8 protein-coding genes and 3 rRNA genes are annotated in these 13,929 nt (G+C 42.2%); 3 read left to right on the top strand and 8 right to left on the bottom strand.

Going from position 1 to position 13,929, the window contains the following annotated elements; all coding sequences use genetic code 11:
- Positions 1 to 180 precede the first annotated feature (180 nt).
- The 4 genes from rrf to PTUN_RS04395 all read right to left on the bottom strand — a co-directional run bounded on the left by rrf (position 181) and on the right by PTUN_RS04395 (position 6,603).
- Positions 181 to 295: ribosomal RNA gene (rrf, locus tag PTUN_RS04410) — 5S ribosomal RNA — on the bottom strand.
- A 131-nt stretch (positions 296 to 426) separates the two neighbouring features.
- Positions 427 to 3,315, bottom strand: a 23S ribosomal RNA gene (locus PTUN_RS04405).
- 271 nt (positions 3,316 to 3,586) lie between these two features.
- Positions 3,587 to 5,128 (bottom strand): 16S ribosomal RNA (locus PTUN_RS04400).
- Together the 16S, 23S and 5S rRNA genes form the textbook arrangement of a ribosomal RNA operon.
- A gap of 617 nt (positions 5,129 to 5,745) precedes the next feature.
- The gene (locus tag PTUN_RS04395; RefSeq protein ID WP_009838494.1) at positions 5,746 to 6,603 is read right to left on the bottom strand and encodes a tetratricopeptide repeat protein; all 858 of its coding nucleotides are present in this window, start codon (positions 6,601 to 6,603) and stop codon (positions 5,746 to 5,748) included.
- Positions 6,604 to 6,705: 102 nt separating this feature from the next.
- Between PTUN_RS04395 and PTUN_RS04390 the strand changes: the two genes are divergently transcribed.
- Entirely contained in the window at positions 6,706 to 8,028 is a 1,323-nt protein-coding gene (locus PTUN_RS04390; protein WP_009838493.1) for a M20 metallopeptidase family protein, read from the top strand.
- Positions 8,029 to 8,220: 192 nt separating this feature from the next.
- On the opposite strand, the gene PTUN_RS04385 is transcribed toward PTUN_RS04390, so the two are convergent.
- The 4 genes from PTUN_RS04385 to pomA all read right to left on the bottom strand — a co-directional run bounded on the left by PTUN_RS04385 (position 8,221) and on the right by pomA (position 12,533).
- Complete coding sequence (locus tag PTUN_RS04385; protein ID WP_009838492.1) at positions 8,221 to 10,128, bottom strand: DNA topoisomerase III; 1,908 nt, start codon at positions 10,126 to 10,128, stop codon at positions 8,221 to 8,223.
- Positions 10,129 to 10,179: 51 nt separating this feature from the next.
- Positions 10,180 to 10,668, bottom strand: a complete 489-nt coding sequence (locus PTUN_RS04380) for a hypothetical protein (RefSeq protein WP_009838491.1) — start codon at positions 10,666 to 10,668, stop codon at positions 10,180 to 10,182.
- A gap of 177 nt (positions 10,669 to 10,845) precedes the next feature.
- Positions 10,846 to 11,766 (bottom strand): flagellar motor protein MotB, encoded by a 921-nt coding sequence (locus tag PTUN_RS04375; RefSeq protein WP_040643840.1) that lies wholly within the window; start codon positions 11,764 to 11,766, stop codon positions 10,846 to 10,848.
- A 5-nt stretch (positions 11,767 to 11,771) separates the two neighbouring features.
- Positions 11,772 to 12,533 carry a flagellar motor protein PomA gene (pomA, locus tag PTUN_RS04370; RefSeq protein WP_009838488.1) on the bottom strand — a complete coding sequence of 254 codons (762 nt, stop codon included), beginning with the start codon at positions 12,531 to 12,533 and terminating at the stop codon, positions 11,772 to 11,774.
- A gap of 259 nt (positions 12,534 to 12,792) precedes the next feature.
- Between pomA and xseB the strand changes: the two genes are divergently transcribed.
- Both xseB and ispA read left to right on the top strand, forming a co-directional pair.
- Positions 12,793 to 13,035, top strand: coding sequence for an exodeoxyribonuclease VII small subunit (xseB, locus tag PTUN_RS04365; protein ID WP_009838487.1), 243 nt, complete (start codon positions 12,793 to 12,795; stop codon positions 13,033 to 13,035).
- Positions 13,036 to 13,926 carry a (2E,6E)-farnesyl diphosphate synthase gene (gene ispA / locus PTUN_RS04360; protein ID WP_009838486.1) on the top strand — a complete coding sequence of 297 codons (891 nt, stop codon included), beginning with the start codon at positions 13,036 to 13,038 and terminating at the stop codon, positions 13,924 to 13,926. It begins immediately after the preceding gene.
- Positions 13,927 to 13,929: the final 3 nt, after the last annotated feature.

Genomic DNA, 13,929 nt, shown 5'->3' with positions numbered 1-13,929 from the left:
AATAGTTTGGAGTGATTTAAAAGCCTATTTCCTGTGATTAAAAATAAGTGTCTAACAAAGCGGTTTAGGTTTATAAAGGTGAGGATTATGAAGAGATACAACCTGCGTTTTGAACAAAAATATTTTTATTCTAAAAGCAAAAAAGCCTCTGATTTCTCAGAGGCTTTCTTTAAATTGGGAGCCTGGCGATGTCCTACTCTCACATGGGTAACCCCACACTACCATCGGCGCTGTTTCGTTTCACTACTGAGTTCGGAATGGGATCAGGTGGGTCCAAAACGCTATTGTCACCAAGCAAATCTGGTTCGTTAATCGCCTTGGCAATTAACTAAAATTCGGAAGGCTGATATTCAAATTCGTCTACTTCAGTGCTATTTAACTTCTTGCTTGTTCTTCAGTGCTTCATACAAACCACTTTGGCGTTGTATGGTTAAGCCTCACGGGTAATTAGTATTGGTTAGCTTAACGCCTCACAGCGCTTCCACACCCAACCTATCAACGTTGTAGTCTCCAACGGCCCTTCAGAGAGCTTATAGCTCTAGTGAGAACTCATCTCGAGGCTCGCTTCGCGCTTAGATGCTTTCAGCGCTTATCGATTCCGAACGTAGCTACCGGGCAGTGCCATTGGCATGACAACCCGAACACCAGCGGTTCGTTCACTCCGGTCCTCTCGTACTAGGAGCAACCCCTCTCAATTCTCAAACGCCCACGGCAGATAGGGACCGAACTGTCTCACGACGTTCTAAACCCAGCTCGCGTACCACTTTAAATGGCGAACAGCCATACCCTTGGGACCGACTTCAGCCCCAGGATGTGATGAGCCGACATCGAGGTGCCAAACACCGCCGTCGATATGAACTCTTGGGCGGTATCAGCCTGTTATCCCCGGAGTACCTTTTATCCGTTGAGCGATGGCCCTTCCATTCAGAACCACCGGATCACTATGACCTACTTTCGTACCTGCTCGACTTGTCCGTCTCGCAGTTAAGCTTGCTTCTACCATTACACTAACCGTACGATGTCCGACCGTACTTAGCAAACCTTCGTGCTCCTCCGTTACTCTTTAGGAGGAGACCGCCCCAGTCAAACTACCCACCAGGCACTGTCCGCAATCCCGATTAGGGACCTACGTTAGAACATCAAAACTACAAGGGTGGTATTTCAAGGACGACTCCACAAGAACTAGCGTTCCTGCTTCAAAGTCTCCCACCTATCCTACACATGTAGGTTCAATGTTCAGTGCCAAGCTATAGTAAAGGTTCACGGGGTCTTTCCGTCTAGCCGCGGGTACACAGCATCTTCACTGCGATTTCAATTTCACTGAGTCTCGGGTGGAGACAGCGTGGCCATGATTACGCCATTCGTGCAGGTCGGAACTTACCCGACAAGGAATTTCGCTACCTTAGGACCGTTATAGTTACGGCCGCCGTTTACCGGGGCTTCGATCAAGAGCTTCGCGTTGCCGCTAACCCCATCAATTAACCTTCCGGCACCGGGCAGGCGTCACACCGTATACGTCATCTTGCGATTTTGCACAGTGCTGTGTTTTTAATAAACAGTTCCAGCCACCTGGTTACTGTGACTGCCAATAGCTCTGGGAGCAAGTCCCTTCACCATCAGCAGCGTACCTTCTCCCGAAGTTACGGTACTATTTTGCCTAGTTCCTTCACCCGAGTTCTCTCAAGCGCCTTAGTATTCTCTACCTGACCACCTGTGTCGGTTTGGGGTACGATTCTTCATGAACTGAAGCTTAGAGGATTTTCCTGGAAGTATGGCATCAACAACTTCACTACCGTAGTAGCTCGTCTCGTATCTCAGTCTTAAGGAAACCCGGATTTACCTAAGTCTCCAACCTACTTACTTTCACATGGACAACCAACGCCATGCCTGCCTAGCCTGCTCCGTCTCCCCATCGCATTCATGCCGAGTACGGGAATATTAACCCGTTTCCCATCGACTACGCGTTTCCGCCTCGCCTTAGGGGTCGACTCACCCTACCCTGATTAACATGGGATAGGAACCCTTGGTCTTCCGGCGTGGGAGTTTTTCACTCCCATTATCGTTACTTATGTCAGCATTCGCACTTCTGATACCTCCAGCAACCCTCTCGGATCACCTTCAACGGCTTACAGAACGCTCCCCTACCCCGCATACAAAGTACGCAGGCGCATCTTCGGTGGTATGTTTAGCCCCGTTACATCTTCCGCGCAGACCGACTCGACCAGTGAGCTATTACGCTTTCTTTAAAGGATGGCTGCTTCTAAGCCAACCTCCTGGCTGTCTGGGCCTTTCCACATCGTTTCCCACTTAACATACACTTTGGGACCTTAGATGGCGCTCTGGGTTGTTTCCCTCTTCACGACGGACGTTAGCACCCGCCGTGTGTCTCCCGGATAGTACTTTACGGTATTCGGAGTTTGCAAAGGGTTGGTAAGTCGGGATGACCCCCTAGCCTTAACAGTGCTCTACCCCCGTAAGTATTCGTCCGAGGCTCTACCTAAATAGATTTCGGGGAGAACCAGCTATCTCCCGGTTTGATTAGCCTTTCACTCCTAGCCACAAGTCATCCCCTAACTTTTCAACGTTAGTGGGTTCGGTCCTCCAGTTGATGTTACTCAACCTTCAACCTGCCCATGGCTAGATCACCGGGTTTCGGGTCTATACCTTGCAACTATACGCCCAGTTAAGACTCGGTTTCCCTACGGCTCCCCTAATTGGTTAACCTCGCTACAAAATATAAGTCGCTGACCCATTATACAAAAGGTACGCAGTCACACCACGAAGGTGCTCCTACTGCTTGTACGTACACGGTTTCAGGTTCTATTTCACTCCCCTCACAGGGGTTCTTTTCGCCTTTCCCTCACGGTACTGGTTCACTATCGGTCAGTTGGGAGTATTTAGCCTTGGAGGATGGTCCCCCCATATTCAGTCAAGATAACACGTGTCCCGACCTACTCGATTTCACTTACTATAGATTTTCGTGTACGGGGCTATCACCCTGTGCCGCTGTCCTTTCCAGAACATTCCACTAATCACAAATAAACTTAAGGGCTGCTCCGGTTTCGCTCGCCGCTACTTCCGGAATCTCGGTTGATTTCTTTTCCTACGGGTACTTAGATGTTTCAGTTCTCCGCGTTCGCCTCATATAGCTATGTATTCACTATATGATAGTGAGTAAACTCACTGGGTTTCCCCATTCGGAAATCCTAGTCTCAAGCGCCTTTTACTAGCTTGACTAGGCTTATCGCAAGTTAATACGTCCTTCATCGCCTCCAACTGCCAAGGCATCCACCGTGTACGCTTAGTCACTTAACCATACAACCCAAAATAGTTTGAGTTATACATAAAGGACTGATTTAAACTTCGCCAGAAGTTAAATATTGAATACTAAAGTAGACACCAATCACATCTTTCGATGCAAATGGCATAATTTTACTTTTGAAAACTCTTTCGAATCTTTCGATTCAAAGAATTTTTTCTATCAGCTTTCCAAATTTTTAAAGAGCAATATTAATTAAACAGCCTAAACCGTTTAACTAACAATCATCTGTGTGGACACTGCGAACAAATCAGTTCTAAATCGTGATAAGGAGGTGATCCAGCCCCAGGTTCCCCTAGGGCTACCTTGTTACGACTTCACCCCAGTCATGAATCACACCGTGGTAACCGCCCTCCCGAAGGTTAAGCTAGCTACTTCTGGTGCAACCCACTCCCATGGTGTGACGGGCGGTGTGTACAAGGCCCGGGAACGTATTCACCGCAACATTCTGATTTGCGATTACTAGCGATTCCGACTTCATGGAGTCGAGTTGCAGACTCCAATCCGGACTACGACGAGCTTTAAGGGATTCGCTCACTATCGCTAGCTTGCTGCCCTCTGTACTCGCCATTGTAGCACGTGTGTAGCCCTACACGTAAGGGCCATGATGACTTGACGTCGTCCCCACCTTCCTCCGGTTTATCACCGGCAGTCTCCTTAGAGTTCCCGACATTACTCGCTGGCAACTAAGGATAGGGGTTGCGCTCGTTGCGGGACTTAACCCAACATCTCACAACACGAGCTGACGACAGCCATGCAGCACCTGTCTCAGAGTTCCCGAAGGCACAAAGCTATCTCTAGCGATTTCTCTGGATGTCAAGTGTAGGTAAGGTTCTTCGCGTTGCATCGAATTAAACCACATGCTCCACCGCTTGTGCGGGCCCCCGTCAATTCATTTGAGTTTTAACCTTGCGGCCGTACTCCCCAGGCGGTCTACTTAATGCGTTAGCTTTGAAAAAGTTGTCCGAGGACCCCAGCTTCTAGTAGACATCGTTTACGGCGTGGACTACCAGGGTATCTAATCCTGTTTGCTCCCCACGCTTTCGTACATGAGCGTCAGTGTTGACCCAGGTGGCTGCCTTCGCCATCGGTATTCCTTCAGATCTCTACGCATTTCACCGCTACACCTGAAATTCTACCACCCTCTATCACACTCTAGTTGACCAGTTCGAAATGCAGTTCCCAGGTTGAGCCCGGGGCTTTCACATCTCGCTTAATCAACCGCCTGCGTACGCTTTACGCCCAGTAATTCCGATTAACGCTCGCACCCTCCGTATTACCGCGGCTGCTGGCACGGAGTTAGCCGGTGCTTCTTCTGTCAGTAACGTCACAGCTACGCTCTATTAAAACGTAACCTTTCCTCCTGACTGAAAGTGCTTTACAACCCGAAGGCCTTCTTCACACACGCGGCATGGCTGCATCAGGCTTTCGCCCATTGTGCAATATTCCCCACTGCTGCCTCCCGTAGGAGTCTGGACCGTGTCTCAGTTCCAGTGTGGCTGATCATCCTCTCAAACCAGCTAGAGATCGTTGCCTTGGTGAGCCATTACCTCACCAACTAGCTAATCCCACTTGGGCCAATCTTTAGGCGTGAGGCCCGAAGGTCCCCCACTTTGGTCCGTAGACATCATGCGGTATTAGCAGTCGTTTCCAACTGTTGTCCCCCACCTAAAGGCATGTTCCCAAGCATTACTCACCCGTCCGCCGCTCGTCACCCAAGAAACAAGTTTCTCTGTGCTACCGCTCGACTTGCATGTGTTAGGCCTGCCGCCAGCGTTCAATCTGAGCCATGATCAAACTCTTCAATTAAAAGTTTTTAGTCTTTCGACTGCTCAATGAATTCTGATTTTTGTTTTCACAACGCTTAATAAAAAGAGAAAGTGAAATCAAATTGACTGTATAGCCACTCATTCATTATTGAGACTCTAAATTTTTTGCTTCATTCAAAACCAAAGTTTCGAACTAAGCTGTTAGAACTCAACCTGTACGAGTGCCCACACAGATGATTGCTTAAATTGTTAAAGAACGTTGCAGCGCCAACTCTAAGAGCTTGCTGCGAAGTGGAGCGCTATAATAAACGTTTCACCTTTCAAGTCAACACTTAATTTTAAATTCTTTCGAAGCAAACTAAGTTTTATTTAACTCTCTGACTCAACTCTCATACCCCGCTAAGCGTGGTGTGCTGCCGTGTCAGTGGGGTCGCATTATAGGGCGGCGAACTTTTTTGGCAAGCGTTATTTTAAGAAAGGTTGATAAAACTACGATTTAAATTAATTTAGCTCACAAAACCACCAAAAGTAGCAATAAACTGGCTAAAACCATCTCCATTGTGCTGCTTAGGGTGGATTCTAAGTATCGATCAACTTTCCATTATTACAAGTTAATATGATAAATAAGTTACAGAGATTGAAATCCTAAGGTTATTTCTAATAAAGAATACTATAGAGTTTTCGACGATATTGCGTTGCGATGCTATCCCCGCTTGGAAGGCTATCTATAATAGCTAAAAAATCTTTTTTAGCGTCGCCAAAGCTAAGTTGTTTTTTTAGTACATTAAATAAAATTTCTAGCGCTTCAGCTTTTCGCCCTGCGTGATCTAAGACATGCGCTAACTTTACCTTTAGTTCCAAATCATCAGGCTTTTCTTCGACCTGTTGTTGCAGTTGTTTAATCTCTGGGGAATCAAACTGATTAAAAGCATATTCTAGTTTACTGGCAATATTTAAAAAATAAGGGTCTTGTTCATTCTCAAGAATCGTTGCAAGCAATGCTTTTGCTTCATCAAGCTTTTTAATATTTACACAGATATCTGCAAAAACGAGCTTTATTTTGCTATTACTCGCATCAAGTTCATATGCTTGCTTAGCAAAAATGAAGGCTTGGTTATGATCGTCAGCTAAAAGTGCTTTTTTAGCACTTTCCAATAATATATCAGCTCTATTAGGCAAATGTTTTGCTAAAGAATCTTTTAGTTGTTGCTCTGTTTGCTGACCACTTAATAAATCCACTGGGCCAGCATCTTTTAAAAGGACAGTAGTCGGTATTGTCTGTAGCCCAATTTGTTGTGCTAATTGAGATGCTAACGCTTGTTCGTTATCACAATTTAGTTTTGCCAGGACAAGATAATCACCATAATCACTCATCATTCGCTCAAAAGTTGCAATTTGCGCTACGCATTCAGGGCTTTGAGGTGTCCAAAATACTAATGCGACTAATTTTTGCTGAGATACCTCACCCAACACTTGCTGAAAATTGTCTGCGTTTAAATCTAAAATATTACTCATCTTACTTGCCAATTTAATGATTATGTTTTGTTATATGGTGCTCAAAGCAAATATTACAAGCAATCTATATCAATGATGACCAAAAATAATAAGGAATTGCGAATGAAAAAAAACACTTTAGCCTATTTAGCACTGCTAGTTAGTATTTCTAGTAATGCGAGCACTTTAGAAAGTGATGTACAAAACAAGTTAGCGCCTTTGGAACAACTTTATCTAGATTTACATCAAAGTCCTGAACTCTCATACCACGAAAAAGAAACAGCAAAAAAAATTAGTGCTCAGCTCGATAAATTAGGTTTTGAAGTTACTGATAATTATGGCGGCTATGGTGTAGTAGGAATATTTAAAAATGGCAATGGCCCTACTATCATGATCCGTACAGATACAGATGGCCTACCTATTATTGAACAAACCAATAAATCTTACGCCTCAAAAGTTACCACGATTGATCAGCACAATAATACTGTTGGAGTAATGCATGGCTGTGGCCACGATATTCATATGACAAGTTTTATTGGCACTGCAGATCAACTCGTTTCTCGTAAAAAACAATGGCAAGGAACTTTGATTATGATTGCACAGCCAGCTGAAGAAGTTGGTGCTGGTGCAAAAGCCATGCTCAAACAAGGACTTTTTGAGCAGTTCTCAAAACCAGATCATGTTATTGGTTTGCATGTAAGTGCAGGACTTGAAGCCGGCAAAGTCGCAATTGCACCAAACTATGCCCTTGCAAGCGTCGATTCTGTCGACATCACAGTTAAAGGGAAAGGTGGTCATGGCGCTTACCCACACCTAACGATAGATCCTGTTGTTATTGCCGCACGTTTAGTATTAGCACTTCAAACAATTACTAGCCGTGAAGTCACACCACTTGAACCTTCTGTTCTCACCGTTGGCTCTATCCATGGTGGTTCTAAACACAATATCATTTCAAACGAAGTTAAATTACAACTCACTCTACGGTCTTATAATTCTGCTGTTCGAGATCAACAAATTGCAGCTATTAAACGAATGAGTGATGGCATAGCAATGAGTGCTGGGCTTGAAAAACATCTTTATCCGGAAGTAAAGGTACATTATGAGGAGTCTATTCCATCAACAATTAACGATACGGCCCTTGCCGAGCAAGTAAAAAATAGTATTACCAAAGAGTTAGGAGCCGAAAACGTACTAAAAGCAGATCCGGTTATGGCTGGTGAAGATTTTGGCCTTTACGGAAGAACCGAACAACCCGTACCAATTACAATTTTTTGGTTAGGCGGTGTGGATCCTGAGCAATATCAAAAAGCCCAACAAACAGGCGAAACACTCCCTTCATTACACTCAAGTTTATTCGCGCCTGATTACCCGCTGACAATTAAAACCGGAGTCAGAGCAATGACAGCCGCCGCATTAGATTTATTCAATACAAAAACGGTTAATTAACGTACATGCAATTTTAACTATCCGTTATTACTCAACTCACAATACGGTAAGGCTAGATGTTTAATAAAACAACTAGCCTCTTTGCAAACGACTAGCTTTGCTGATTAAGCTCACTTTTTTCGGTTACATCAATACTTTGTAAAGCTTACATCTTCTGACTATCCGGCTGTTTCGCTCTTAAGTTCGTTAAATTCACTTTTTTGCAGTTGATTTTCGCTTGCGATTAAAGCGTTTTTTTACCGGTTGGGCCGGCAAATTACTAAAAAGTGAATGATCACAACTTTTTGCTAAATCGATTAGCTCATGGAGCTGTGTTATCAAAGGCTGCATAAAATGCTGATAGCTCTGCTTTTTATGAGCAATATCTGCAAGACTAGCTTCCCATAGAGCGGTTAAATCTGGCCGAGTAATAATGTCAGGCAGCATTTTTATTAAGGCTTTACCTGTTTCAGTCGACTTAATTTTTTTACCTTCACGCACTAAAAATCCACGTCTAAACAATAACTCGATAATCCCGGCACGAGTTGCCTCAGTACCTAATCCGTCAGTGTCCTTGAGTATTTTTTTTATTTCAATGTCACTTACATAACGGCTGATCCCTGTCATTGCACTCAATAAGGTTGCATCATTAAAGTGGGCCGGCGGTTGAGTCATTTTTTCGACCAACTCACCATTTTCACAGAGCAATTGTTGCCCCTCTATTAATGGCGGTAATATTTGCTCAGCTTGCAGCTCATCTTTACCCATTAATACCTTAAAGCCCAGCTCAAGCTCTTGTTTTGCGGTGGTATTAAACTTTCCGCCCGAAATCTCAACTTCGACCTTTGTTTCATTAAATACATAAGCGGGATAAAACTGTGCTAAATAATGACGACTGATTAATTGATAGATTTTAAGTTCATCTTTATCCAAACTATTAATAGGTAATTTTTTTGCTGTTGGAATAATTGCATGATGCGCTTCTACTTTGGCATCATTCCAGCATTTAGATCTCAGTGCTAAATTAGCCTCAATAACCAATTTATTATCTTGCCCTTTATTTTGTGCAATTGCAGCCAGTACCTGTTTTGCTTCTAACCAATGTTCATTTGGTAAAAAACGATTATCTGAACGAGGATAAGTAATCGCTTTGTGTTTTTCGTATAAATTCTGGCAAACATCAAGTACTGTTTGAGCTGACATTCCAAACGCTTTAGCTGCATCTATTTGTAAGGCAGATAAGTTATAAGGAAGAGGAGGATGCTGACGCTTTTGTTGCTGCTGTAACTTTGTTACTAAAGCAGGTTTGCCTGTAATACGTTTAACAACATTTTCAGCAAGTGCTTTAACTAGTACCCGACCATCTTCATCTTGATAAGGTAGACAAGCCTCACTTGGCTGCCATTTAACAGAAAATGCTTCTTGCTTATCTGTTAATAAATGAGCCAACACCTCATAAAATGGTTTTGAAACAAAATGGGCAATTTCTAAATCTCGACGCACCACCAAACCTAAAATCGGCGTTTGAACTCGGCCAACCGATAGTACCCGGTGACATCCGGCTTTTTGTCCCGCTAAGGTATAAGCGCGTGTTAAATTCATGCCAAATAGCCAATCGGCACGTGAGCGCGCTAATGCTGATACGGAGAGCGGTATAAAATCATGATTTGCAGCGAGCTTTTGCAGTGCTTTTAATACAGCTGATGGATTTAAATCGCTGATTAACAAACGCTGGGTTTGTGATTTTTTACTCTCACTCGCTCCTGCAAATTCAATCACTTCATCAACCAGTAATTGCCCCTCTCTATCTGGATCACCTGCATTAACAAGAATATCAGCTTGTTTAATTAGTTTTTTTAAAACAGTAAATTGCTTGCGAGTTTTAGGTTTTACAATCAATTGCCATTTTTGTGGCACTATCGGTAAATGGTGTGCGTCCCATTTTTTAAAAAGCGGATTGTAATGATCAGGCTCAGCTTGCTCTAGCAGATGACCAATGCACCAAGAAACAACATCACCATTGGCTGCCTTAATAAAACCATCCCCTTTTTGATGGGGTTTTGGCAATACATCTGCAATAGCACGCCCTAAAGAAGGTTTTTCAGCAATGTAGAGTTTCATAATTAACTTTAACAACTGTATAGATTAACAGTGATAATAATTATGAAAGAGCTAATTAGCTAGTTGTTTATTAGATTTTATGCGTGACGACAGTACTAAAAATAATGGTAAGAAACAGATAACAACCACAGCTAAGTTAATTAAAGGAAGTGTAGTTTTATAGATAGCATCTGAATATGAGAGATCCCATAAGTGCCGATCAAGCAACCTAAATATCTGTAAAATTGGAGAAAGTACTACAACGAGTTGACCTATAATGCTTTGCCAGAGGTAAAGCCTGTCTTTAATTGCAAAATAAGCAATACATCCCATCCATATAAGATCATTTATAGACCAGAAGATATATCTGTAAATAAAATCTATATCATATTCATACACAAGCGACTGAGTAAGAGAACCGTATAAAAAGAAAACAGCTGTTATTAAAGAGAAAAATGCTCCTTTTGAATCTCGAATAAAATATAAAAGAATAAAAGCCAAACATACTGAAATTGTTTGGCCATTATACAAATAATTAAGCAAACTGTTTATATCAAACATAAATGCTATTATTTTGAGTCTTTTTTCTTTGGTGGTGGCTCATCAGCACCACCGCCATTTGCTGGCATATAAGTATATTTATCTATTTTTTTCATTTCATTTATCCTTAAATAAAACTAAGACATTTACTTAGCGCCGTTAGTAAAACTTTTTTAGTTTGAAAAATCAATAAATAACTTACTTTTGTACATCTATTGGGTCTGACTCTTTCGCCTTACCTTGCATAATGGATATCTCAACCCGCCGATTACGCTTACGTGATTCGCTATCTTCATTTGGAACCAAAGGACGAGTATCTGCATGGCCAATTACTACCATGCGATTTTTATCAAATCCACTTACTTTTTGCATTTCACTGGCTACTGCTACCGAACGCTTTGCAGATAAGTCCCAATTATTAAAATACAATTCATTACTCACTTGATAATCATCGGTATGACCCGAGACAGTTATTTCACCAGGAACATCTTTAAGCAAATCGGCAATTTTTTGAATTATCGGCTTAAATTGTGGTTGTAAAAACGCACTTCCTGATGGAAAAGAGCCGTTCTCACGAATACGAATAATAATTTGCTGACCCAAGGACTCCAGCTCAATTGCCCCATCCTGAATTTGCTCTTCAAGTTGTTGGGCTATTTTTTTAACCAGTTCATTGACTTGCTCTTGATCGGCTGTTTTTTCAGAAGCCGCGGCCTCTGATTTTGCCGTACTTTGTGATTCCCCCCCACGCTTATTGCCACGTTGCTCTTGACGCCCACCGGCAGATTCTTCATCGCCGGCCTGAAACTCAAGCATTTGCTGAGTCATTTCAGAGGTTTGTTGCTGAATCGTTTCGATAGGTGAAGGGTCTGGTTTACCAGGCCTGAACTCCATTGCAATTACACTGGTCCCCTTGGGAATGTCTTTTACTTCTAATTTATTTTGCACACCAAACGCAAACTTCATTGAGCCTGCAATTTGTTTAAATTTCAGCACATCCATTTCAGACATGGCCAAAAGCAGTACAAAGAAACACATTAACAAAGACATTAGGTCAGCAAAGGTTCCCATCCAAGCAGGAAGCCCTGGAGGTGGACATTTACACTTAGCTTCCGACATACCTGCTACCCCTCAGTATCAACATTACGTTTTGATTCTGGTAGATAATTTTTCAATATACCTTCAATTACTTTAGGGTTTTGACCGTCTTGAATACCCAATACCGCATCTAATATTAAATTTTGATTTAATTCTTCTTCTTCTTTACGCAACTGTAATTTTGCAACGATTGGAATAGCCACTACATTCGCTAAAAAAGCACCATACAGTGTAGTTAACAAGGCTACCGCCATTGCAGGGCCGATAGCTTTTGGGTCATCCATGTTTGATAGCATGGCTACTAAGCCAATCAGGGTACCAATCATTCCCATTGCAGGCGCAACATCCCCTAACGCTTTAAACAAGGTAGAACCAGCATCATGACGGGTTGAGGTAAGAGTTATATCTTTTTGTAAAGTCTCTCGAACCACATCGGCATCGTGGCCATCAACCAACATATTGATACCCTTTTGCATAAACGAATTCGGAATTTCGGCTTCCTCTAAAGCCAAAAAACCACCTTTACGGGCAGAGTCGGCAAGTTCAACTGCTTTTTCGATTAACTCATCAGGGCTTTCGATTTTAAACATAAACGCTTTAGCGGCGACTTTTCCTATACCAAAAAACTGACCCATGGTGAAGTTAGATAAAACAACAAATAACGACCCACAAAACACAATCAATACTGAAGGGATATCAACGAACATCCCAAGGTCGCCACCTAAAATCATGGCCATAACAATGAAGCCTATTGCACCTAACATGCCTATTAACGTTGCTAAATCCACTGGCCCTCCAAGGGAAATCTATAAAAACTATTTAGTTAGCACAAAATTGTACTTATCATAAGGTCGTTTTACTATCGGCAAATCATAAAATAACTTAAATCTAACTATAGCGTTAATTTTATTTAGAAAGCATATTTTAAGCACCCGTTAAAACATAATTAGTGCTATTTTTATTAAGGGACTGAGATAAATTGAATTACATCGCGATTCCCCCTAGAATCCCCACTAACCTAACTCAATCCCATGAAATAACGACCTTATGGCAACTAAAAAACCAGAAAATTTAAGTTTTGAAGATGCAATGCATGAACTGAGCAGCATAGTAGCAGACATGGAAACAGGTAATCTCACACTTGAACAGTCGCTTAAACAATTCGAACGTGGTATCCAATTAGCACAAGTTTCATCAGCTAAATTGCAGCAAGCAGAACAAAAAGTCAGCATTTTGATGGGAAATGATCCACAGGCTGAATTAACTCATTTTGAACCGGCAGCCGAATAAGTGACCATAAAGAAACTCATTGTAGAAAATCAGTTACGAGTAGAGGGCGTGCTTGATACTTTATTAACGCAGCCGATGATTACTGACCAAACTTTATTAGCAGCATCGCGTTACAGTCTATTAAATGGTGGTAAGCGCATGCGCCCTTGCATGGTCTATGTAACAGGGGAAATATTCGGTGCCAATCCCGATGATTTAGATTTAGTCGCAGCAGCAATTGAGTGTATTCATAGCTATTCATTAGTACATGATGACTTACCTGCTATGGATGATGATGACTTACGCAGAGGTATGCCAACATGCCATATTGCATATGATGAAGCTACGGCGATATTAGCTGGCGACGCACTGCAAACCTTTGCTTTTGAGATATTATCTTCGAGCAAATTTAAAACAATCAACGCCCAGCAACAAGTTGCATTAATCGCAAATTTAGCAAGTGCATCAGGGCTTCGAGGTATGTGCGGCGGTCAAGCTTTAGATATTGCAGCAACTAATTGTGCTATAAACTTAACTCAATTAGAGCAAATTCATCAGTTAAAAACGGGAGCATTATTAACAAGTGCTATTTTAATGGGCGCTATTTGCGCGCCTAAAACGACACCTGAAATATTGCAAAACCTTAAAATATTTGGCGAAAATATTGGCTTAGCTTTTCAAGTGCAAGATGACATTCTTGATATTGAAGGCGACACCGCTGTTTTAGGCAAACCACAGGGATCAGATTTACAAGCCAATAAATCAACTTATCCATCCCTATTAGGACTTGAGCAAGCTAAATTAAAATCTCAGCAATTGTACGAAAATGCACTTAACGCATTAGCACAAATACCTGCAGATACCACACAGCTAGCACAATTGGCTGCGTATATCGTTTCTAGAGATCACTAATTA

The sequence above is a fragment of the Pseudoalteromonas tunicata genome (assembly GCF_002310815.1).
Classification (GTDB): Bacteria; Pseudomonadota; Gammaproteobacteria; order Enterobacterales; family Alteromonadaceae; genus Pseudoalteromonas; species Pseudoalteromonas tunicata.
This window is presented reverse-complemented; position numbering and strand designations above follow the sequence as displayed.